General features: G+C 48.6%; 19 protein-coding genes. 7 read left to right on the forward strand and 12 right to left on the reverse strand.

Translation table 11 applies throughout. The features are described 5' to 3' along the window. Window positions 1-70 precede the first annotated feature (70 nt). The gene (locus M0L20_RS04885) at window positions 71-2422 is read left to right on the forward strand and encodes a penicillin-binding protein 1A (protein ID WP_232559737.1); all 2352 of its coding nucleotides are present in this window, start codon (window positions 71-73) and stop codon (window positions 2420-2422) included. Between the two features lie 156 nt (window positions 2423-2578). Continuing rightward, window positions 2579-4387, forward strand: coding sequence for an excinuclease ABC subunit UvrC (uvrC, locus tag M0L20_RS04890; RefSeq protein ID WP_248475949.1), 1809 nt, complete (start codon window positions 2579-2581; stop codon window positions 4385-4387). A gap of 72 nt (window positions 4388-4459) precedes the next feature. On the opposite strand, the gene porN is transcribed toward uvrC, so the two are convergent. The 8 genes from porN to sucD all read right to left on the reverse strand — a co-directional run bounded on the left by porN (window position 4460) and on the right by sucD (window position 13821). Beyond that, a complete protein-coding gene (gene porN / locus M0L20_RS04895; protein WP_248475950.1) occupies window positions 4460-5515 on the reverse strand; it encodes a type IX secretion system ring subunit PorN/GldN in 1056 nt (351 codons plus the stop codon). A gap of 52 nt (window positions 5516-5567) precedes the next feature. Beyond that, window positions 5568-7154: a type IX secretion system motor protein PorM/GldM gene (gene porM / locus M0L20_RS04900; RefSeq protein WP_232559740.1), complete on the reverse strand. Its 1587-nt coding sequence runs from the start codon at window positions 7152-7154 to the stop codon at window positions 5568-5570. A 109-nt stretch (window positions 7155-7263) separates the two neighbouring features. Next, on the reverse strand, window positions 7264-8085 hold the full coding sequence (gene porL, locus M0L20_RS04905) for a type IX secretion system motor protein PorL/GldL (protein ID WP_232559741.1): 822 nt from the start codon (window positions 8083-8085) through the stop codon (window positions 7264-7266). Window positions 8086-8205: 120 nt separating this feature from the next. Continuing rightward, complete coding sequence (porK, locus tag M0L20_RS04910; protein ID WP_232559742.1) at window positions 8206-9333, reverse strand: T9SS ring complex lipoprotein PorK/GldK; 1128 nt, start codon at window positions 9331-9333, stop codon at window positions 8206-8208. Between the two features lie 266 nt (window positions 9334-9599). Then, entirely contained in the window at window positions 9600-10571 is a 972-nt protein-coding gene (locus tag M0L20_RS04915) for a PorP/SprF family type IX secretion system membrane protein (RefSeq protein WP_232559743.1), read from the reverse strand. 205 nt (window positions 10572-10776) lie between these two features. Next, window positions 10777-11562, reverse strand: coding sequence for a uroporphyrinogen-III synthase (locus M0L20_RS04920; RefSeq protein ID WP_232559744.1), 786 nt, complete (start codon window positions 11560-11562; stop codon window positions 10777-10779). A gap of 103 nt (window positions 11563-11665) precedes the next feature. Then, window positions 11666-12847: a DUF4271 domain-containing protein gene (locus M0L20_RS04925; RefSeq protein ID WP_248475951.1), complete on the reverse strand. Its 1182-nt coding sequence runs from the start codon at window positions 12845-12847 to the stop codon at window positions 11666-11668. A gap of 98 nt (window positions 12848-12945) precedes the next feature. Beyond that, on the reverse strand, window positions 12946-13821 hold the full coding sequence (sucD, locus tag M0L20_RS04930) for a succinate--CoA ligase subunit alpha (protein ID WP_232559746.1): 876 nt from the start codon (window positions 13819-13821) through the stop codon (window positions 12946-12948). A 158-nt stretch (window positions 13822-13979) separates the two neighbouring features. Between sucD and M0L20_RS04935 the strand changes: the two genes are divergently transcribed. Together M0L20_RS04935 and M0L20_RS04940 are read left to right on the forward strand one after the other, a co-directional pair. Further along, window positions 13980-14555, forward strand: a complete 576-nt coding sequence (locus tag M0L20_RS04935) for a DUF6962 family protein (protein WP_232559747.1) — start codon at window positions 13980-13982, stop codon at window positions 14553-14555. A 136-nt stretch (window positions 14556-14691) separates the two neighbouring features. Next, complete coding sequence (locus M0L20_RS04940; RefSeq protein WP_248475952.1) at window positions 14692-15786, forward strand: DNA topoisomerase IB; 1095 nt, start codon at window positions 14692-14694, stop codon at window positions 15784-15786. 12 nt (window positions 15787-15798) lie between these two features. Here the strand turns inward: M0L20_RS04940 and M0L20_RS04945 are convergent, their stop codons facing one another. From M0L20_RS04945 to M0L20_RS04955, 3 genes are all read right to left on the reverse strand, one after another. Next, entirely contained in the window at window positions 15799-16491 is a 693-nt protein-coding gene (locus tag M0L20_RS04945) for a DUF421 domain-containing protein (RefSeq protein WP_248475953.1), read from the reverse strand. 45 nt (window positions 16492-16536) lie between these two features. Beyond that, on the reverse strand, window positions 16537-16746 hold the full coding sequence (locus M0L20_RS04950) for a DUF2188 domain-containing protein (RefSeq protein ID WP_232559749.1): 210 nt from the start codon (window positions 16744-16746) through the stop codon (window positions 16537-16539). A gap of 77 nt (window positions 16747-16823) precedes the next feature. Then, window positions 16824-18212 carry a TolC family protein gene (locus M0L20_RS04955; RefSeq protein WP_248475954.1) on the reverse strand — a complete coding sequence of 463 codons (1389 nt, stop codon included), beginning with the start codon at window positions 18210-18212 and terminating at the stop codon, window positions 16824-16826. A gap of 106 nt (window positions 18213-18318) precedes the next feature. Between M0L20_RS04955 and M0L20_RS04960 the strand changes: the two genes are divergently transcribed. After that, a complete protein-coding gene (locus M0L20_RS04960) occupies window positions 18319-19950 on the forward strand; it encodes an amidohydrolase (protein WP_248475955.1) in 1632 nt (543 codons plus the stop codon). A 1-nt stretch (window position 19951) separates the two neighbouring features. Here the strand turns inward: M0L20_RS04960 and M0L20_RS04965 are convergent, their stop codons facing one another. Then, window positions 19952-20410: a 3-oxoacyl-ACP synthase gene (locus M0L20_RS04965; RefSeq protein ID WP_232559752.1), complete on the reverse strand. Its 459-nt coding sequence runs from the start codon at window positions 20408-20410 to the stop codon at window positions 19952-19954. 169 nt (window positions 20411-20579) lie between these two features. Here M0L20_RS04965 and M0L20_RS04970 point away from each other — a divergent pair, with 169 nt between their 5' ends. Next, window positions 20580-21434 (forward strand): SDR family oxidoreductase, encoded by an 855-nt coding sequence (locus tag M0L20_RS04970; protein ID WP_232559753.1) that lies wholly within the window; start codon window positions 20580-20582, stop codon window positions 21432-21434. A gap of 89 nt (window positions 21435-21523) precedes the next feature. Continuing rightward, on the forward strand, window positions 21524-22387 hold the full coding sequence (locus M0L20_RS04975) for an SDR family oxidoreductase (RefSeq protein WP_232559754.1): 864 nt from the start codon (window positions 21524-21526) through the stop codon (window positions 22385-22387). The last annotated feature ends 15 nt before the right edge of the window (window positions 22388-22402 follow it).

A 22402-nucleotide genomic window follows, 5' to 3' on the forward strand; every position in this document is an offset into this window, starting at 1 on the left:
CAACCGATGCGCTATCGTTTATAGATAATAAGTCATCGATCAATACACTATAAATCCCTACACACCTGTAATGATTGAGTTTGCTCCCGGTCGGTACCGGACCCTAATTAAAAATCTCTGGCGGTATGCACTACTCGGTTTAGTGCTGATGGTTTTTTACATAGTAGCCGTTAGTTACAACGTTTTCTGGCTATTCGGCGGAATGCCTAGTTTGAAAGCGTTGGAGAATCCGCAAAGTGAAGAAGCTTCCGAAGTTTACACCGCCGACAACCAACTGTTGGGTAAATACTACGTTGAAAACCGAACGCCGGTCGAAATAACGCAAGTCTCCCCCAACGTAGTGTCTGCCCTGCTGGCAACCGAAGATGCGCGTTTCATTAAGCACTCCGGCATTGACCCGCGCTCGTTTTTCCGGGTTATCAAGGGAATCGCTACTGGCAACAGCAGTTCGGGGGGCGGTAGTACGCTTACGCAGCAGGTAGCCAAGAACCTGTTTGATACGCGGGGCGAGAAGTTACGGGGAGCGCTTGGCAATATTCCTGTATTAAAAACGGTCATCGAGAAAACGAAGGAATGGATTCTATCCGTTCGGCTGGAACGCAACTATACCAAGCAGGAGATCATGATGATGTACCTGAACACGGTATCGTTTGGGAACAATACATACGGCATAAAAACGGCGGCCAAAACGTATTTCAACAAAGAGCCCTGGCAGCTAAGCGTTGACGAATCGGCTTTACTGGTTGGGATGTTGCAGAACCCTTCCCGTTACGACCCTCGTATTTTCGAAGATCGGGCATTCCAGCGCCGAAACGTGGTACTAAGTCAGATGGAACGGTATGGATTTCTGAACAAAGAGCAGTTTGTAACGTACAAAACCAAGCCAATAAAGCTTGATTTCAGCATCGAGAATCAGAATACGGGCATGGCCGCTTATTTCCGGTCGGTTATTCGGGATGACATCAAAGCATTTATTAACCAGTATAACGAGGACAATCCAGACGCCGAGCTGGACCTTTATACGAGCGGTCTACGCATTTATACGACCATCGACTCCCGGATGCAGACCTACGCGGAAGAAGCCGTGATGGCGAACATGCGGGATCAGCAGAAGAAATTCTACGAACACTGGCGCGGTCGGAACCCATGGGTAAAGAAAAATCCAAAGACAAAAAAATACGAGGAACTACCCGGTTTTATCGAAGCCCGAGCAAAGCAAACGACCCGCTACAAGCAACTAAAAGCTGCGTACGGCAACGACGAAAAAAAGATCTGGAGCGAAATGCGGAAGCCGGTCAAGATGAAAGTCTTTGTGTACGGCGGTCGGCGGAATGAGAAAGATACGACCATGAGTCCGCTTGATTCGATGCGGTATTACAAACGGCTCCTTAACACGGGCTTTATGTCGATGGACCCGCGTTACGGCCACGTGAAAGCGTGGGTTGGTGGGATCAACTTTAAGCACATGAAGTTTGACCACGTTCGGCAGGGCCGTCGTCAGCCGGGTTCTACGTTCAAGCCGTTCGTTTATCTGACCGCTATGGATCAGGGATTTGTTACGCCTTGCAGCCAGATTACGGACCAGCCAACCACATTCTTACACGGCGAAGATAACAACAACGGCCCCGCCTGGACACCGAAAAATTCGACGGGTCGGTACAGTTATCGCGGTCTCACGCTTCGTGAAGCACTCGGCCAGTCGATCAATACGGTTAGTGCTCAGTTGATCAAAAAAACGCGTGCTGAAGCAGTGATCAAATACGCCCACAATATGGGTATTCAAAGCAAGGACTTACCCGAAAATCCAACGCTTTGCTTAGGAACCGGCGACGTGTCTGTCTACGAGATGGTGTCAGCTTATTGTGCCTTTGCCAACGGTGGTATCCGGGTGAGACCAATGATTATTCTACGCATAACGGACAAACACGGGAACGTACTCAAGTCGTTTAGCGCCGACGCTAACCAAGTTATAAGCGCCAACCGGGCTTATGAGATGCTGTATCTGATGCGGGGGGCAGTCGAAGAGCCAAATGGTACAGCACAGCGCCTTCGTACGCAATACAAACTCCTTGAAGGAGGTAATGAGATTGCCGCGAAGACAGGTACTACATCAAACTACTCTGACGCCTGGTTCATGGGCATGACGCAACACCTGGTTTCGGGCTTGTGGGTTGGTGGTGACGACCGTTCTATTCACTTCCGAACGATTGAATTAGGGCAAGGTGGACGCATGGCTATGCCTGCCTGGGGCATGTATATGCAAAAGATATACGCTGACCCAACGCTGACTCAGTATCGTCCGGAGCCATTCCGTAAGCCAAACAATTTTAAGATCGATTGCGGTGGTTACCATATTGATTCGACTCAGCGCTACATTCCACCCAAAGTTGTACCAGAGGACGAAGACGAGATTCTTCAATAATAGTTCGGGCCAGCATTTGCTGGCCCTTTTTGTTGGTACTAAACTGGCAACCTTTACTGTATATTCGTTGTTTTTGTATAGCTAACCGCTAGTCTGTTAGAACATAGTTAGCAAATGACTATACGCTTCACAAACTTTGCTTGACGGTCTTTCTTTATGCCGGAATTCGATTACAAAAAAGAACTTGCCAAAGTACCCCATGAGCCGGGGGTTTATCGCTATTTCGACGCAACCGGTGAGGTTATTTACGTGGGTAAGGCGAAAGATCTGAAAAACCGGGTTAGCAGCTACTTTACGAACTCGAAGCAACATGACCGCAAAACGCTTCGTTTAGTAAGCCAGATCCGGAAGCTTGAGTTTACCATTGTCCATACTGAATTCGATGCGCTACTGCTCGAAAACCAGCTTATCAAGCGCTACCAGCCGAAGTTCAATATCTTGTTACGGGACGATAAAACGTACCCGTTTGTCTGTGTCACGAACGAACATTTTCCCCGCGTCGTTACGACTCGTCGCATTGATCGCAAACTAGGCACATTCTACGGCCCATTCGCAAATCTTAAGCCGATGTATACGGTGCTGGATATGTTCAGCCAGTTGTTTACAATCAGAACCTGTAATTACAACCTGGCTCCGGAGAACATTGAAGCGGGTAAATACAAAGTTTGTCTTGAATACCACATTGGCAATTGCAAGGGGCCTTGTGAAGGCAAGCAGAACGAACCTGACTACGACAAAGATATTGAGCAGGTCCACCACATTCTGAAAGGCAATCTAAAACCAGCGCAGGAGTATTTCAAAAATCGAATGGTGGAAGCCGCCAATGATCTGGCCTTTGAACAAGCTCAGCAGTACAAAGAGAAGATGGACGTGTTGCAACGCTTCCAGAGTAAATCGACGGTTGTTAACCCTAAAATTGCCGACGCCGATGTTTTCTCGATTGCTTCTGATGACTCGGCGGCCTACATCAATTTTATGAAGGTGGTCAACGGTACGATTGTCCAGGCACATACGGTCGAAGTAAAAAAGAAGCTTGATGAAACCGATCCCGATCTGCTGGCGATGATGATTATTGAGTTTCGTGAGCAGTATGGTAGCCAGGCAAAAGAAATTATCACAAACATCCCGTTAGATGTCGATTTGCAGGCTGAGGTGACTATTCCGCAGATTGGCGATAAGAAAAAGCTACTGGACATGTCGCTCAAGAACGTGCTGTACTTCCGGCGGGAGCGCCAGGAACGGGCAGCCGCCGAAGCGACAGCGAACGCCAGCAAAAAAGACCGTGTACTTATCCGGTTAAAGCAAGATTTACAACTCAAAAATTTACCCAATCGCATCGAGTGCTTCGATAACTCGAATATTCAGGGGACGAATCCTGTTTCGGCGATGGTATGCTTCATTGGTGGTAAGCCTGCGAACAAAGAATACCGGCATTTCTCGATCAAAACAGTTGTCGGGCCAAATGACTTTGCGAGCATGTACGAAGTGGTTACACGCCGTTACACGCGTGTACTGGAAGAGCAGACGGACATGCCCGATCTTATTGTTATTGATGGTGGCAAAGGACAGCTCAGCGCGGCCTGCGATGCGTTAAAAGCGTTGGATCTGTACGGTAAAGTACCCATCATCGGTATCGCCAAACGTCTTGAGGAAATCTACTTTCCAGAAGATAACTTACCGTTGTACATCGACAAAAAGTCGGAATCCCTTAAGCTTATCCAGCGAATTCGTGATGAAGCGCACCGATTCGCCATTACCTATCACCGCGACAAACGAAGTCGGAATAGTCTGATTAGTGAGTTGGAAAACGTGGAAGGAATTGGTAAGAAGACGGCGGCCAAGCTGCTCAAACACTTCAAAGGAGTCACGAAAATCCGTGAAGCATCATTTGAAGAAGTCGTTGAGGTGGTCGGTAAGGATCGTGCCGTAAAGCTTAAAAGCTACTTTGACACCATTGAACAATAAACACGAAGAGCGACCCTACTAGGGTCGCTCTTCGTGTTTCACAAAAAAAGCGGGTTTAAGCCCGCTTTTTTCTTAGTATTCCCATAGACTGTGCTCTGTTTCCATCAGTTCGTACTCTGTCTGGTAGGATTTTAATAAGCCTTCCCGATCACCGTACATACCGATCAAGTCTTGATCACCAGGGTTAGCCACTTTCGTAATGCGTCCGTAGAACAACCGCAGATCGAAGGCATCAGCCAGGTTTTTGTGCTGAGCCTGGTTTTGCGGGTTGTACCAGATGAATTTTTTCGGATCGCTACGGAACAGCTTATCCAGATCTTTGTATTTGAACGATGCAATTGGCACCTCAAAACCAGCCTGGTTTTTGTCAGCAGGAAGTAACATCGTCACTGTCTGCACGTCATAGTACAAACGCGAACGCTTCCGGTCGAAAATCCAGTCTTCTTTGATCTCCAAAATATTTAGCTCCTTCGCAAAATATTCGTCGCCCGAAAAACTAGGAGTCTGCGCTACTGCTACAGTATCTTTTTTGGGTACTTCGACAGGTGCCGCAACGGTTTTCTTTCCTTTCTTGCCTTTTGCGTTCTTCGCTACCGTCGATTTTTTCTTGGGAGCACCCCAGCCATCATCAGCAGGTTCGGCAGCGGCTTTCTTGGGAGCACCCCAACCATCATCAGCCGCTTTTTTGTTGTCTTTTTTAGGACTGTCCCAACCATCGTTGGCAGCACCGTTTTTGCCATCTTCCGTAAAACCAGCGGCTTTCTCTTCTTCCGAAAGGCCACCGCCTGTGTTTGGAATCAGCATATTTTCATGAAACTTCTGGGCCGTGATCTTCGTCGTGCACGAATCGTTCGTATAGGCATCGATCAGACCTGCTTTTACCGCTTCAATCAGATATTTAGAAATCTCATTATTTTTCGAGAACATCGACTGATTTTGTTTCTCCTTCAGGTCGATACGACGCCAAAGGGTCTTCTTCATCATGATGTCGTTCTCGTTTATTCCACGAACGGACAGCGAGTTAGTGCCGTTGCTCGCTTTCTCTTGAGCCATTGCGCTCCCACCCGCCAAGGCCAGCGTTGCAGCGGCCAGCACTCCAGCATATCGTATCGTTCTTCTTTGTGTCATGGCTACTATTTGTTGTCAAGTATGTTAACGGACCGCTAACCACTTTAGTGCATTAATAAAGCGAAACTTGCGACAATGTACTTCCCATTGGAACATCACTAACTTCACCACGGAAATTCCGACGTTGCACACCATCAACTTGAATGACCAATCGATCACCAGGCTGCGCTTCAGCAGCCAACCCAGCGATAGATCCACCACCGGCGGGCACTGTAACCGCTTGTATACGTTTCGTTCCGCGCACTAAAGAAACCGTAGCCCCGGTTGTACGGAAGTTGGCATCGTCTGGTGAGTAAGCGGCAAAGCTTGGATCAGCAACGGCCTGAATCCGAACGCTCCGTGCCGATGATACAGGGACTCCACGAGGGTCGTTAGCCCGTGTTCCACCAACAAAAACTTCAAGCGTTGGGCGAGGCACGCGGTTAACCCGGAAGCGTTCCGTTCCTAGCAAACTACCACTGTTGCTAATGTTTAGGGAAAGATTTGCAGCACTAGGCACAACTGTGATCTTACCTTTCTCGCCTGACTGAATCACAGCACCACCGTCAGCTGAGAAATTCGGGTTCCAAAGCGCTCCTAGCTGTGGGCTCTGAATGCTCAGTTTATTGGCACAGCCTAAGTACAATGGCGGCATCGTTCCTGTTTCAACCTGATACGACGGCTTAGCTACGAAATATTCAGCAGTAAGCGGTACAGTTTTCAGACCAGCCGCTGTTTGGTAAGCAATCGAACCGTTAAGAACCCGACGCGCCAGACCGTTTTTATCGTAAGCACCACCCTGAGCGGTAAACTCAACAATACCCTGACCGTCCTGCATCCGAACAGCACCGCCGTTCAGGCTCATTCGTGGTTGAATACCCGACGACGACGCAGCCAGGAACATCTGTCCTTTGAACTTCGTACCTGCCACGACAACTTTCGATTCCATGCTCAGCATGGCAATGATTTTGTCGAACTTCACGTCCTGAGCACCTACTTTACTAGCCAGGGCATCCAGCACTTCACCTTCGATCCGACGAACATCAGCTTGCTTCTGGCTCAATACCGCTAATGCAGCCGGTACGGGCGTCTGAGCAAAATTCAATTCGGCAAAATCCTTCTTACGCTGATCCGGTGATTGGCTAGCGATAGGATCATCTTTGCCATCGAGAGCCATTGCCGGATATTTGGTACCCGCATACTTCGATACAGCATCGATGTAGCCGTTCAGTTGGTCTTTCAGTTTGAAAGCAGCACCGGTACGGCCCGTACCAATCATCAACTGTGCGACTTTCTCTTCTTCGCTCAAGTTTTTGATGTTTCCCGCTTCGTCACGGCCACCACCAGCTTCAATAATTTGCTCTTTCAGCTTATCAACTTCACCGATAACGTCAGCGGTTAATTTGCGGACTTCATCGGCCTGCTTAACAATAGCAAGGTCAGTAGCTCGGTTACCTGATTTTTCTACCGTAGCGCGAATGTTGTCAAATGTTGACTGGTTCACTTTACTTACAGCACCGGTTGACTGCTCCAAGCTGTTATTGATCAATACAAATTTCTCCAGAATAGCCGACGTTACCTGCAATGCTAACAACGCGGTCAATACCAGATACATCATCCCGATCATCTTCTGACGGGGTGTCTCTTTAGTGCCTGCCATAAATTATGGTAGAAAACGGGGATTAGATATGTGGAATATAGCGTTACGGTTTGCAGCAGAGACTATTACACTGTAAGAAATAGTCTCCAGCCGCAAACCGTAAACCAGACTATTGATTTTGACTACCACGCATGGCAGTTAACATACTGCCGTATACGTTGTTGAGCGAAGCAAGATTACCGGTCAACTTCGCCATTTCGTTCTTGAACTGCTGAGCGTCCCGGCTTGCATCTGACATGTTCTCCATAGCCGAAGTGAGGCTACCGTAGAAAGCATTCATTGCTTTCAGGTGCTTGTTGGAATCCTGCAATTCCAGCTCATAAACAGCATTCAGAGCACCCATATTTTTCGTAACTTTCTGAAACTGATCGCGGTAATCTTTAGCGTCGGTCGTTGCATCAGCCATTGAGTTCATGGCTGTAATGGCTGTACCGTATGACTTGTTCATCTCACTGATCGAACTAGAAGCCGACTTAACGTTGCGAGCGTAATCATTCGTAGCAACAGTTGCGTCCGTCAGATCGGTCAGTTTCGAAACCGTATCATTCAGATTACGGAAGCCTGAACCCAGACGCTCAAATACGTCAGGCGTTACTTTGGCCTGCGCCAACATCTGATCCATATTACCAGTCAGACCGTTTGTTTGTGGAGCTGGTTTGCGGGCTTCCCCTTTGTAGTCATCAGCTAACTCAGGATAAACGCGCTCCCAAGCGTAGCCGTCATCAGCTGTTGCTGGGTTAGTGAAGCTCTGAACAGCGTATAATAAGAAGATAACGACCTCTGTCAACAGACCGGCTGTTAAGAGCCAGCCTAAACCTTCATTGTGGGTAATCTTTGCCCAGGCACCCGCAATTACGACGGCTGCACCGGCACTATAAATGGTTGGTACTAAACGATCCCAAAAGAAATTCGTGGACTTTGCTGCTGCCATGATAAGCGATTTGGTTGGAACAGGTAACTAACTTTTTGTGGTTAAGATTTTAGTTGAATGCCAGCTAATTAGATATGTGGTAGAGAAGTATCGTGTCTCGTCTACCACCCATCGATACGATTATGCTTTTTTAGCGGATGCTTTTTTGCTGGATTTGCTTTTGCCTACGCGGCCACCACGACCCGATGCAGCACGGCCTTCAAGGTTGTCCATAACGCAACGGAAACCGATGTAGGAACGCTTCTGATCTTCGTATTCGAAGTAGCGAGTACCCGTTTCGAGGTAGTAAGCGATATCTTTCCAGGAACCGCCCCGAACCACTTTCCGAGGTTCATCGGCATTCTGGTTATCAGGGTTCATATCCCATACGACTGCGTTTGAGTTGTCCGCATAAGCGTCGCGGCACCATTCGGCAACGTTTCCGGCCATGTTGTACAGACCATAGTCGTTCGGGCTGTACGCTGTAGCGGGAGCCGTGTATGGATAACCGTCGGCATCGAAGTTACCGCGCTGAGGCTTGAAGTTAGCCAGATAACAGCCTTTACCGTTGGCAACGTATGGGTTACCCCAGGGATACTTGGCACCGTTTTTGCCACCACGGGCAGCCCACTCCCACTCCGCTTCGGATGGAAGACGGAAGCCAAATGAGCGATAACCACCGTCTTTCGTACGGAAATCGTCAAGCGTATTGGTCCGCCACTGACAGAAATGTTTAGCAGCGATCCAGCTAACTCCTACGACCGGATAAGTATCGAAAGCAGGGTGTGCATAATAGTGCTCCAGCATTGGATCACCGTTGTGATAGGTAAAGTCGTTTTTCCAGACCGTAGTATCCGGGTAATATTTTGCCATGATTTCCTCTTCACCCAATACGGATACCGAGTCAGCCAGCAGCGCGTTGACGTACTGCCGATATTCATGGTTCGATATCTCAGCATCGTCCATATAGAACGAACTGATCGTTACCTGACGGTTCATGTTGATCTGAGTAGCCGCAACGTCTTCGTCGGCTTGCCCCATGATAAACGAACCAGATGGAACCAGTACCATACCATATGGAGTTGGTTGCTTCCAACCTTTCCGACCCGTAGCCGTGATTTCTCCATTGGTTACACCGACTTCCCCTCCTTTGCCGTCCTTACCACCAAATTTTGATTTCATAAAGCCGCAACCTTGCATCAGCAGAATCACGGCTGCGACCATTACCACTCGGGTTGCGTTGGCTGTAAACCAGTTGTACTTCATCATTATAAGACTTTTAACCTTCTTCTTGTGCGAGATCAGACTAAAAACGAAAATCCGATTAGATATTGTATGTGGATTTCTCTTTACGCGGAATTTCTTAAAAACGTTGCTTGACTGCTTGTCTCCCAATTGGTAAGGGTGTTTTTGTTTATACTCACTTCCTCCAAAAATAAGCAGCCATCTGCAAACAGCCTAACAAGAATATTGCCAAAATGTTAGTGACTGTTATTTAACGCAACAAATCTAAAATAATCCATTTTTATATCAAATTAGTACCGAAAGCGTGGCGTTCGGATAATTGGCTTCTTCCGAGGGTCGGGCGACGGCAAGGCATAACCCAGTATAATCTCGTGCGACGTTGCACTTTTCGTGCTTGCTCCCAAGACCATATCAAGCGAATAGCCAACGCGTAGCGCATTGTTACGCATCAAATTAATACCACCAGTAATCATAGCTGCATCCTGATACCGGTAGCCAACACCAGCCCAAATCCGATTCGCGTAGGTGCCAATAATGTTTAAGGTTGCGGTTGAATTACGAATACCACCTTCTGTGGCGTATTGAATCAAAATGGATGGCTGAATGTCGATATCATAGCCTATGCCCAGTCGATAACCAGCGGTCAGATAAGCGCTTGGATACAATGGGTTGGTTGAACGATCCGTACCTAATGTATACGATGCTTTGTTGATGTGATTAACGCTTACGCCAAACCAGTAATCCGTTGTATTGTAATACACACCAGCTCCGATATCGGGTCTGACCTGACTGATCCGACCGGTTGGAATGAGTGGGTCACCTGCCTCGCCGGGTCTAAGCTGACCGTAATCATACCCTTTGTTGAAGGCACCCGCCTGAACACCAAGCGACAGCGTACCATTTTTTAACGCTAATCTATACGCATACGACACTTGTACGGACTGGTTGTAATTTGGACCTACTTTATCATTCAGTAAATAAATGCCGATACCACTTTTGATACGGGCCAATGGCATATTGAATGATAGAATCTGTGAGTTCTGTCCACCGCCCGGATCAGAGTTACCAACTGGCTGATAACCGAGGTACTGAGTACGTTGAGTCAGTTGTATGCGTGATACCCCCTCTGATCCAGCAGCAGCCGGGTTGTAATAGAGCGGATTATACATGTACATACTAAGCTGTGGTTCCTGTTGAGCAACAACCGAACGAGCGGTAAGCATCAAGAGCAGGAAGGCAAAAGAGTAAAGTGTGCGAATCATACAAGCAAAGAAAAAGGGACCTGCGCCAAGACTTGTTGTCTATTTAAGATACGCATTGGTAAGATCATTGCAACCGTACGGTGCAGTTTACAAATAAACGCCGAAACTGCTAACTTTATTGAACCTAAAAAATAAAGGTTGGCTGCTGGAAAAAGGACTGGAAATGCCCTATTCCAACAACCAACCTCCGTAAGATACCAACTGTTTATGAATTGTTGGCCTTTTTGATGTAAAGATCGAGGGCACCGGTCATTGACGGTGCGTTAGGTAGTGGTGCTTCAATATCGAGTGTTAAGCCAGCATCCGTAACAGCTTTTGCGGTAGTAGGGCCAAAAGCAGCCATCCGCATTCCGTTTTGCTTGAAATCGGGAAAATTTGTCATCAGTGACGAGACTCCCGATGGACTGAAAAAGGCGATTATATCGTAGCTGTGAATATCCAGATCCGATAAGTCCGTTGGGACCGTTTCGTACATAACAGCCTCCGTAAAATGCAGGCTACTGGTATCCATAAACTCCGGAATGTCGTTGCGCCGGATGTTCGAGCACGGAAACAGGAACTTTTCGTTCTTGTGTTTCTTGATCAGATCGAACAGTTCGGTTGCCGTCTTGCTGCCATTAAAGATTTTCCGCTTGCGAATGATGATGTATTTCTGAAGATAGTTGGCGGTTTGCTCCGAAATACAGAAATACTTCATGTCAGCCGGAACCTCAACGCGTCCTTCCTGACAAATCCGGAAGAAATGATCGATTGCATTACGACTGGTGAAGATGATAGCGGTGTGATCCAGAATGTTGATTTTCTGACGGCGGAAGTCCTTATACGATACACCTTGTATCTGAATAAACGGACGAAAATCGATCTGAATGTTGTACTTGCTGACTAAGTCAAAATAGGGAGATTTTTCGTCGGCAGGGCGGGATTGGGTCACTAACAGCCGATTAACCTTCGTTAGCCGGTCTTCTGTGGATTGCATGCTGGTCTCGTTCATTGAATCTCAACTCGTTTCAATAGTCAGTTCTGAGTTCATGGCTTTGGTTTATAATTGACCAGAAAACCAACCATAAACCGCAGCTATAAACTGTAAACCACTCTCACAGCGCGAAACGAAGGCCTATGATGAGTGGAATCAATTCAACGATGCAAAGGTACGAAAATAAATACAGATTCTTGATAGATTCAAGACTGCGTATGACAATGTATAGAAAGGCCAAACGGGCCAGGTAGAAGATTAAAATAGGCAATAGCAAGGCACTTTCTGACCAGGTTGTACTCGTTGTGTTATAAGCAATTATAGCCAGCAGCAGCGTTAACACCGTGAAAAACAGCATCGACGATTGTAAAGCCTTGAAAAAATGGATATTGATGATACTTTGTAGCTTGTATAATCCACCAATAACCTCTAAGGCTATATATTTTCCCATTAAGGTAATAAACGCTACGAAACTCAGTATAGCAAACTCACCCAGTATGGACCATAGGCTTTGTTTACCCAGTAAATGTCGGGATAAGAACACATCGAGGTTACGGCTCTGCACGAACACCATCAGGTAAGCAACCACAAAGCTCAGATTAAGCACAAAAAGGACGTTGGTGCCACTCAATGGACGGCTAATCAGAAACGATTCTTCTTGCGCCCGCAGTGAAAGCAAATCGCGCAAGCTGTAGAACCGTAAAAAAGCCCGGTGGTAGAACGAGAACAGAAACGTGTGCGTTGCCAGCAGAAACAACAATCCCAGGCTTAGAAAATTGTCGTAAACGGAAAACGTACGGGGTCGTACGCTCAGGTTATCATCACGTAAAACAACCGGCTTCTGCGTCAGCGATTTAGGATAACCGATAAATAGTTGCTTATTCGTTAAGCCAGGAGCCCCATAGATCGTCAAAAAGATCTCAGGTTGTCGAAAGGCACGGTATAAACTATCGATGCTGAACACGTACCATTTTCCGGCCTCCAGTTTGTGCTTCAGTGCTGCGTTGATAAACAGATACCCGTCCTGCTGGGTCGAAACAAGCAAATTGTAGTTTCGATTACTTTCCAGATCGACATATGTGCTGAGCGCTCGTTGGTCGGGCTGCTGCTCGACGATATAAGGAACATACGCTTTAGCTACCTCGTCATAGACCTGGAAGTCATCCCTGAAATCGTGAACGGGGTAATACTGGTTGGACGGTCCAATGCCTTCCGTACGTGTCTGAGGAAAGGCAACTTGTGTTAACAGCAAAAGAAAGAACAGAAGAGCGGACTGTGGCAAGGAGAAAAAGCGAGGAAGCATAGTCGTACCTAATCCTGTACAACTTAGTAGCTTCTTTGTCACTCTTTTACCACCCCACGGTCCGGTCTTCTGCGCTTTCACTAGTGTTCTTTAGAAATTTATTTGCCCAGCGCTTTCAGCATAGTATCGCCGATAAGCGCAGGAGATTCAACTACGTGGATACCGCATTCACGCATGATCGCCATTTTAGCGGCTGCGGTATCATCGGCTCCACCCACAATAGCGCCCGCGTGACCCATTCTACGTCCTTTAGGAGCAGTCTGACCAGCGATAAATCCGACAACGGGTTTGCGATTACCATCCGCCTTGATCCAGCGAGCGGCTTCGGCTTCCATACCACCACCGATTTCACCGATCATAACGATAGCTTCGGTTTCGGGGTCGTTCATCAGCAATTCGACAGCCTGTTTGGTTGTCGTTCCAATGATTGGGTCTCCACCAATACCGATGGCTGTGCTTTGTCCCAGACCAGCCTTTGTCAATTGGTCAACGGCTTCGTAAGTCAGCGTTCCTGATTTAGAAACGATTCCGATGGTGCCTTTCTTGAAAATAAAACCAGGCATAATGCCAACTTTACATTCCTCCGCCGTCATTACCCCCGGACAGTTCGGACCGATTAGTCGAACATCCTTATCGGCAAGGTAGTTTTTCACGGCCACCATATCTTCCGTCGGGATACCCTCGGTAATGCAGATAATCACCTGAATACCGGCCTCCGCAGCTTCCATGATGGCGTCAGCAGCAAAAGCGGGTGGTACAAAAATGATAGAAACATTAGCACCAGCCTCGTCAACAGCCTGTTGAACGGTGTTGAAAACGGGGCGGTTCAGGTGCGTTTGTCCACCTTTGCCGGGTGTAACCCCACCGACAACATTGGTACCATACTCGATCATCTGCTGGGCGTGGAAACTGCCCTCCGAGCCAGTGAAGCCCTGGACGATAACTTTGGAGTCCTTGTTAACTAAAACACTCATGACAGTTAGTAAATCGTTGGCGATGCGATTGAATTTGACGCAAAACGAACCGGCGATCGTGCAAAGACTTTAACAGCTACTGCCTTTGCCTTTCGTCTGTTAATCGTGCATCTTTAAATAAGTTGGGCAAAAGTAGCCGAATCTTCGTAAATTACGTGATGATTTTTTCGCACATTCTCTCTGGTTCTATTCTAGCCGGAACGGGCGTTGGGGTATTCTGGCATTTTTTTCAGCGAGTAAGCTTATTTAACCGGCTTTTGTGGGGCTTCTTTTTACTCACGGTTTCTCTCGCTGCACTAATTGGCATTTTTCATTATGCAGACAACAAGTCGCTTGAACCCTTACACCGCTCAATGGTCGTGCTATCCGACAGTCTGGGCGTAATCTGTGCAGTAGTAGGGGTCTGGGGATTGTTGAATCGACGGTCTTATTCACTGATGACCTTCGTAACGACCATGTTGTTTGGCCTGTTCACGTTTATCATGCTGCTGCTGCCCGAAGTGCGCGTCTTTACCCCTATCGTGCCGTCTCTGGCTATTTTGGTTCTTATGCTGCTGGCGGTCTTTTCGCTGCTTCAGCGCAACAAACGGGGACTTTGGATTGTGCTGGCCGCCATGATGATGGGCCTTGCAACGAAAGCGGAGTCATTTGAATCATTTATTCACCCGACGGATTTTTATCACTACGCCAGTGCTTTGGCACTCTGGTTTTTTGGGAAAGCCGCTGAGCGCTAATCGTCTGTAGATCCAAGGCGGCACCAACGGGCGAATTCAGATGCCTTTCGGCGGTAATCACCAGGCGAAATACTTTAATCGTCCAGCTAACCAATTCCCTAACCAATCAGTTACCAATCCACCAAACACAACGAACGTGGATTTACTGGAACTGGCACACGACCCGGTTAAGGCTGCCAAGGCGGCTAAACTTGTGTACATGAACGACACCATGCCGGGCATCAGCCGTCGCAAAACCGGCGATCATTTTTCGTACTTTGACACTGGCGAGCACGCTGTCGAGGACGAGCAAACCCTGTCTCGCATCAAAAGCATGGCGCTCCCCCCGGCCTGGGAGCACGTCTGGATTAGTCCAAAGGCAAATGGTCATTTGCAGGCTACGGGTATCGACACCAAAAACCGAAAACAGTACCGCTACCACACAAACTGGAACGCGATCCGCAGCGAAACAAAGTTCTTCCGCATGGTGGCGTTTGGGGAAGCCCTGCCAAAACTTCGCGCTCGGCTCGACAAAGATTTGAAACAAAAGTCGCTAACTCGCGAAAAAGTAATCGCCATTGCGCTCAGTGTCATGGAGCAGACCCTTATTCGGGTGGGCAATGCGGCTTACGAAAAAGAGTACGGTTCCTACGGCTTGACAACGCTAAAAAACCGACACGTTAAAGCAGAAGGGTCCAATTTACGTTTCAGCTTCAAAGGCAAAAAAGGCATTTACCACGATATTACGCTTCAGGATCGCCGATTGGCCAAACTGGTGAAGGACTGCCGCGAAATTCCGGGCAAAGAACTGTTTCAATATCTGGATGATGAGGGCGACCGTCACTCCATCGATTCGGGTATGGTGAACGACTACCTGCATGAAACAATGGGCGAAGATTTTTCGGCCAAAGACTTTCGAACCTGGGCCGGAACGGTCAATGCGCTACGTCTGCTGGTCGAGTTAGAGCCTTGTGAGTCGGAGAAAGAACTGAAAAAGAACGTCAACACTGTCCTTGACGAGGTATCGCACAAACTAGGCAACACCCGAACGGTTTGTCGCAAGCACTACATCCATCCGCAAGTTCTGGAGTCCTACGAATGCCGGGATCTAAACGAATACATTGAGCATAAAAATCGCTTTCGAAAGACAAGTCCACATGGGCTGGATGGTGTCGAGAAGCTGCTGCTCAAATTTCTCAACGATCAGGTTAAGAAAGTCATCAAGAACCCCAAGGTAAGGAAAGCAATCTAGCTTACAACTGCTTCACTGTACGGCTTCGGTCCACTCCGAGTGGCGGCAGCGTGGGCAAACAAACTGATTAACGGGTCCTGTAAACGTCTGTACATGACCGCAATTAGCGCATGCGTACTCCCCCGATTGACGAATTGTTTCCGAACGACGCATCAGGTCGTTGGGCAAAATGGACAGGCCCTTCTGCGCATCGCTTTCTTTAAACTTGAAGAGGCTCAGTTGCCCGTTGGCCTCCAGAATAGCCACACGAACCTGCCCGAGCTGTTCGATACCTTCTACACGTAGGTCGGCGAACAGCTCGTCCTGACTCAGATCTTCCTGGCTAAAATTGTTAATGAGAATACACCCGTTTTCGATGACATACACAGGTTGCCCTTCAACGATCTTCTGGACTGTTTCATTCCGGTCGCTAATGCGGGTGGCGAGTTTATAACAACCCATCATCACAACAAATACAACCACTGCCGACGCCAGTGGCACATCGTCGTAAAACATAGGGTCGCCAGCGGCAGAACCGAGGCCAATAACCAGCACCAGTTCGTAAATGGATAACTGCCGTACTTCCCGCTTACCGGAAACTGTCAGCGCGGTTAGCAGAATCAGGAACATAAAGGCCGTTCGAAGAGCGACCTCACCAAGGTACAACCAGGGAAATTCGTGGATAACAATACGCTCCCAGTCGAAGGGCTGAACGGGTTCTTTCATGGTAGTGGACAAAATAAGTAGATGGATCGGCTCGTACCCAAGTACTTATTTTTTGTTCTCCGGAGCGTTATCCTTACGGATTTTCATACCCCGGTTAGAAGCCCACTCTTCAGCTTTGGCGGTTCCTATGGCAATGGCGCGCGTTTCATCAGATCCTTCGGCAAGCAGGGCGTTGACAATATCAATCGCTTTGTTGCGAACGGGTGCCATAAAATATTTTAGCGAATCAGGGTACTCTTTTTTGGTGAAAGGCATAGCAAGTTATAAAGTTAGTTGTCCTGTAATAGGCTGATTTACCGACCTTATAACTCGCTACCTCCCCGACTGTTTAATTACCGACCTAGTTCCTGCGTGATCGTACTACTCAACCGAAGTAACTCGATTTCAGCCGCTTTGGCAGTGAATTCTGCCTCGATCAGACGGATTTGGGCATCGATAGCGTTGCGTTGCACATCCCGAAATTCAACAAACGTTGAGTTCCCGATCCGGTAACGATCATAAGCAATATCGACGTTCTGGTTCGCTAACTGGTTGTTCTGAACTTCCAGGTTAAGCAGCCGCAGACTGTTTTGGTAGGTCTGGTACGTTTGCGTAAGCGCTAAATGAAGTTGTAAGCGCTGATCGTTCTCCTGATTTTGAGCGATAATCGTGTTCACGCGTGCATTTTGAATCTGCCGTTTCAGGTTATATCCGTTAAAAATTGGAATTGAGGCTGTTACCGAATAATTGAGCGATCCAGTTCGACCTGTTCTGATACCAAACCCTCCCTGATTGTCCTGGAACTGGTACGTATATCCCGTTTGTGCCGTTACCAGTGGGAGTTGCTGGGCGCTTGCCAGTCGGATGCTCACATCAGCAAGCGTTCGGTTTAAGACTGCCGATACCAGCAATGGGTTATTTGTATTCAACGATTGCTGGAGCGACGCAAACTCCAGGTTAGGACGCGCAATGATGGTATCGCGCACGGCAAACTCGGTGAGCGGCTCGCGTACTAGTTGTGTATTGAGCAGTACTTTTGCGTTACGCAACGCTTGTTCCTGCGCAATCAGAGCAGCGCTATCCGTATTGTAATCAACCTGAGCACTCAAAAAATCAACCTTCGACCGCGCACCGACTTCGTAATTGGCACGTGCCAGTTCGAGTCGCTCACGTGAAATGTCAAGGGCTTGGGTAAAGGCGATCAGCCGCTGAAGCTGCCGGATCACATCATAGTAACTGGTAGCGATACCGGCTACAGTCGCTTCGATATTAGCGCGCGTCGTCACTGATGTAATCTTCAAAAGTTGCTGAAGCTGTGCATACAGTGCCGACCGGGCATAGCCATTAAAAACAGTGTAGTTGAGGTTGATTCCCAGATTGGTCGTTCGGTTAAACACCCCATTCGCTTCCTGGGGTGGACGAAGGCCGTCGAGGTACGTTTGCCGGAAGCTCTGCAAGCTTCCGTTCGAAAGCCCGTTAAAGACCAGCGAAGGCAGGTAACCCGCGTTTCCTTTCGTGTAGTTGTTTCGGGCGATCTCTTCCTGAGATCGATTGATCTGAATCTGGTAGTTCTTGCTGACAGCTTGTTCAATCGCCTGGGTAAGTGTCAACACGTCACCCGGCTGCGGTATGGTAGCCACCGTGAACGTTCGTTGTTGAGCGCGTTGAATAGGGTTTTGAGGTTGTTGGGCAAGGGCCGGAAAAGAGAGGCAGGTAAAAAGAATCCAATTACGGAGCTTCATTGAGTTATTGTTGACAATGACGATTCAGACAAAAATACAAGAATCTGTGATTAGCTGGTCGGGTTATTGACGTTTCCGTTAATTTGCGTTTTTCCCAACATCAGTCATGATACGCCCTCTTTTATTAATCACTGCTTCATTCCTATTCCTGTCAGCCTGCTCCTCCAAGCAGAAAGCTGACCTTTTCGTTAGAAATGCCCGTGTTTATACCGCTGATTCAAGCTTTTCGGTAGCCGATGCCTTTGTGATCAAAGACGGTAAATTTCTGGCGGTTGGCGCGGCTAAAACACTCGCTGACCAATACGATGCCGACAGTACAGCCGACCTAGGCGGCCAGCCCGTGTACCCTGGTTTTTACGATCCACACTCCCATTTTCTTGGTTTAGGCCAAGTTCTCAATCAAGCCGATCTGGTTGGTGCCGCTTCTTACGATGAAGTGATCGAACGCCTGAAATCGTTTCATCAGCAACACCCCGATGTTATGTGGCTGACGGGCCGGGGCTGGGATCAGAACGACTGGCCCGACAAAACATTTCCGACTAAGGAGAAACTGGATGCTGCCTTTCCCAATGTACCGGTTGCACTAATGCGGGTAGACGGTCATGCGCTGCTCGTCAACTCAAAGACCTTACGGTTAGCGAAAGTAACGACCAGCTCAAAACTACCGGGCGGTGAAGTTGTGGTGAAGAATGGGCAGCCAACGGGCGTTCTGGTGGATAATGCCATGCAGCTTATCAAACGGGTAATTCCACAACCGACCGATGCCGACAAAGTAAAGATGCTGCAAGCCGCCGAAAAAGTATGCGTATCGCTGGGACTCACCACCATTTCAGACGCGGGCATTAGCCCTGACGAAATCAACCTCATCGATAGCTTACACAAAGCGAACAAACTAAAGATTCGCGACTATGCGATGGTTAGCCTTGGCGAACCAAATCTAAATTATTTTCTGAAGCGCGGGCCTTTCCAGACGGATCGACTGACGGTTCGTTCGTTTAAGCTGTACGCCGATGGTGCTTTAGGATCGCGCGGAGCCTGCCTTCGGCGTCCGTATACCGACCGACCCGAAACAGGCGGTTTTTTGTTGCTCAGTCCGGGTGAGCTGGAGCGTGTCACCAAACTCTTGCACGCTAGCGGCTTTCAAGCAAACACCCACTGCATTGGCGACTCCGCCAACCACCTGATGCTCGATCTGTACGGAAAATTGCTGAAAGGCCGTAATGACCGTCGTTGGCGGATTGAGCACGCTCAGGTCGTATCGCCCGAAGACGTTCAGAAATTCGGTCAGTATTCCATTATTCCGTCCGTACAGCCGACTCATGCCACCTCCGATATGTACTGGGCCGCAGAACGGCTTGGTCCTATTCGCGTTAAAGGCGCTTATGCCTTCAAAGATCTACTGAAACAGAACGGAATGATTGCGTTCGGTAGCGATTTTCCCGTTGAGGCTGTCAACCCTCTGTTTGGCTTTCACGCAGCGGTTGCGCGTCAGGACGCAAAGAATTTTCCAGCGGGCGGTTACCAGATGGAAAACGCGGTTGACCGTAAGTCGGCGCTGCTGGCTATGACACGCTGGGCCGCTTACGCGTGTTTCGACGATCAACTGCGCGGCAGCATCGCAGCGGGTAAACAAGCTGATTTTGTCATCCTGGACCGCGACATTATGCAAGTACCCAATCCGCAATTACGCGATACCAAAGTGAAGCAGACCTGGATTGGTGGCGAACGCGTTTATTAAATCAAGCCACGCTTACAATTGTATAAACCATCTTATTGAACGTAACCTCTTCGCCCGCGCGCCGACCGGCTAATGCCACTCCAACAGGCGATGCGGGCGAAACGGCGAATATATCCTTGTTATCGACCCTGAGTTTGCCCGCGCTGATACTAATAAAAAACGTTCCCCGATTGGTCGTTACCAGACTACCCGGCTGAACGGTGCTGTACTCTTTTTCGCTATTGATTCGGGCGAGTTCCTGCTCCAACGTCAGGGCACCATCGAGCTGTTGGGCGTAGCGGTCACGCTCAAGTTGCGCCATCGCCCGGCCCGTCTCGTACTTATCCCCTGCACTGCTTTTTGATTCGGAATTGGCGGATTCCTGAGCCGCTTCCATCGCTTGCCGGGCGGTTTCGATACGCTGTTGAACGTGCGCTCTGCACTGTTCCACCAAAGCCTGCTTTATTTCTATTGAATTCACGCGTCTAAATTCTTTTGTGCCGTGATGCGGTGTCTGCCACTTCACCAAGTTGACGGTACGATATTACATACGAAATGCGGAGGACACAAAATCTACTAAAACAGTAGCTTTCTCAAAACAACCGTCGTTGGTTTTGGCTTATCAAGTTAAGTACAACCAAATCAACGTTATGGAAGCAAAAATTCCCCCACAGCATCAGGCTATCCAACCGGGTATTGAGGCTGAACTTGATCCCCAGCCGAAGGTGATCCGGTACCTTTACAAAGGAGCTAACAAATTAAAAGACAAAGTCGCTATTATCACCGGTGGCGATTCGGGCATTGGTCGGGCGGTAGCCGTTCATTTTGCCCGCGAAGGCGCTGATGTCGCGATTTCGTACCATCCGCGCGAAGAACAGGACGCCCAGAAAACAAAGGAACTCGTCGAGGCCGAAGGCCGCAAATGCCTGCTCCTGCCCGGCGATATTCGTCAGGAAGAATACTGCAAGCAGCTTGTTGAAGACACTGTCGAGAAACTCGGCAAGCTGAATATTCTGGTCAACAATGCTGGTCTGCAATTGCAGCACCAATCGCTCGAAGAGGTTCCCGATGAGGCTCTGCTAGCGACGTACGAAACTAACATCTATTCGTTTTTCCGCGTCACCAAAGCCGCTGAACCGTATTTAACCAAAGGCGACAGCATTATCAACACGACCTCGGTAACCGCTTATCAGGGCCGCGCCGACCTGTTGGAATACTCATCGACCAAAGGAGCGATCATGGCCTTTACGCGTGCTTTGTCCGGTAACCTGATCAAAAAAGGAATTCGGGTAAATGGTGTAGCGCCTGGCCCGATCTGGACTCCGCTCAACCCGGCTTCGGTCAGTGCCAAGGAAGTCGCGCAGTTTGGGAAAGACGTACCAATGAAACGGCCCGGTCAACCCAGTGAAGTAGCACCCGCCTATGTGTTTCTCGCATCCGACGATGCATCCTACATCACCGGCCAGGTACTTCACCCCAATGGTGGTACAATCATCAACACGTAGTCAAATAGGCTGGATTTCGGCATAAAGTCGGATCGAAAAAAATAGCCCGTGTCGGGTTTGAAACCTGGCATCATCAAACTCACTTCGTTATGGAACAAATGGAAATTGAAACCAAGCCCCAGCATCAGGACGCACAGCCGGGACTTGAATATGAAATGGACCCTCAGCCGATTTATATTCGGGACAACTATCAGGGAGCCGATAAATTGATCGATAAAGTTGCGCTGATTACGGGTGGTGATTCGGGCATTGGCCGGGCGGTGGCGATTCACTTTGCCCGCGAAGGCGCTGATCTGGCGATTGTCTACCATCCCCGTGAAGAACAGGACGCCCAAAAGACAAAAGAACTGGTTGAGGCCGAAGGCCGTCGCTGTCTGCTGCTGGCGGGCGATCTCAAACAACTATCGTTTATCCGGGAAGTTGTTGGTAAAGTGATCAGCACCTACAGTCGGATTAACATTCTGGTCAACAATGCAGCCAACCACATCGAGCAACAGGAGTTTACCGATATCTCGGACCAGCAGATGCGCGAAACGTTCGAGCTAAATATCCTCGCGATGTTCCGGCTAACCAAAAACGTACTGCCTCACATGGGTGCGTATGATTGCATCATCAATACCACGTCGGTTGTATCGTACCGGGGTAGCAAAGCCCTGATCGATTACGCGTCTACCAAAGGAGCCGTGACGGCGTTTACCCGTTCGTTGTCGCAAAATCTGGTGGATCGCCATATTCGCGTTAACGCCGTAGCGCCTGGTCCCATCTGGACGCCCTTGATCGTAGCGACCAAAACGCCCGAAGAAGTCGAAAAATTTGGTTCCGAAACACCGATGGAACGCCCTGGTCAACCCGCCGAATTAGCACCGGCTTATGTCTTTCTGGCGTCGGAAGACGCGTCGTATTTTTCGGGTCAGGTAATTCACGTCAACGGTGGTGAAGTAATCAACTCGTAGTACCTACAAACGCGC

The sequence above is a fragment of the Spirosoma liriopis genome (assembly GCF_023196085.1).
Lineage (GTDB): Bacteria > Bacteroidota > Bacteroidia > Cytophagales > Spirosomataceae > Spirosoma > Spirosoma oryzicola.

Excerpts from the sequence above, each read along its gene's own strand:
- M0L20_RS04885 (WP_232559737.1), top strand. The coding sequence starts at position 71 with ATGATTGAGTTTGCTCCCGGTCGGTACCGGACCCTAATTAAAAATCTC.
- uvrC (WP_248475949.1), top strand. The coding sequence starts at position 2,579 with ATGCCGGAATTCGATTACAAAAAAGAACTTGCCAAAGTACCCCATGAG.
- porN (WP_248475950.1), bottom strand. The coding sequence starts at position 5,515 with ATGACACAAAGAAGAACGATACGATATGCTGGAGTGCTGGCCGCTGCA.
- porM (WP_232559740.1), bottom strand. The coding sequence starts at position 7,154 with ATGGCAGGCACTAAAGAGACACCCCGTCAGAAGATGATCGGGATGATG.
- porL (WP_232559741.1), bottom strand. The coding sequence starts at position 8,085 with ATGGCAGCAGCAAAGTCCACGAATTTCTTTTGGGATCGTTTAGTACCA.
- porK (WP_232559742.1), bottom strand. The coding sequence starts at position 9,333 with ATGATGAAGTACAACTGGTTTACAGCCAACGCAACCCGAGTGGTAATG.
- M0L20_RS04915 (WP_232559743.1), bottom strand. The coding sequence starts at position 10,571 with ATGATTCGCACACTTTACTCTTTTGCCTTCCTGCTCTTGATGCTTACC.
- M0L20_RS04920 (WP_232559744.1), bottom strand. The coding sequence starts at position 11,562 with ATGAACGAGACCAGCATGCAATCCACAGAAGACCGGCTAACGAAGGTT.
- M0L20_RS04925 (WP_248475951.1), bottom strand. The coding sequence starts at position 12,847 with ATGCTTCCTCGCTTTTTCTCCTTGCCACAGTCCGCTCTTCTGTTCTTT.
- sucD (WP_232559746.1), bottom strand. The coding sequence starts at position 13,821 with ATGAGTGTTTTAGTTAACAAGGACTCCAAAGTTATCGTCCAGGGCTTC.
- M0L20_RS04935 (WP_232559747.1), top strand. The coding sequence starts at position 13,980 with ATGATTTTTTCGCACATTCTCTCTGGTTCTATTCTAGCCGGAACGGGC.
- M0L20_RS04945 (WP_248475953.1), bottom strand. The coding sequence starts at position 16,491 with ATGAAAGAACCCGTTCAGCCCTTCGACTGGGAGCGTATTGTTATCCAC.
- M0L20_RS04950 (WP_232559749.1), bottom strand. The coding sequence starts at position 16,746 with ATGCCTTTCACCAAAAAAGAGTACCCTGATTCGCTAAAATATTTTATG.
- M0L20_RS04955 (WP_248475954.1), bottom strand. The coding sequence starts at position 18,212 with ATGAAGCTCCGTAATTGGATTCTTTTTACCTGCCTCTCTTTTCCGGCC.
- M0L20_RS04960 (WP_248475955.1), top strand. The coding sequence starts at position 18,319 with ATGATACGCCCTCTTTTATTAATCACTGCTTCATTCCTATTCCTGTCA.
- M0L20_RS04970 (WP_232559753.1), top strand. The coding sequence starts at position 20,580 with ATGGAAGCAAAAATTCCCCCACAGCATCAGGCTATCCAACCGGGTATT.
- M0L20_RS04975 (WP_232559754.1), top strand. The coding sequence starts at position 21,524 with ATGGAACAAATGGAAATTGAAACCAAGCCCCAGCATCAGGACGCACAG.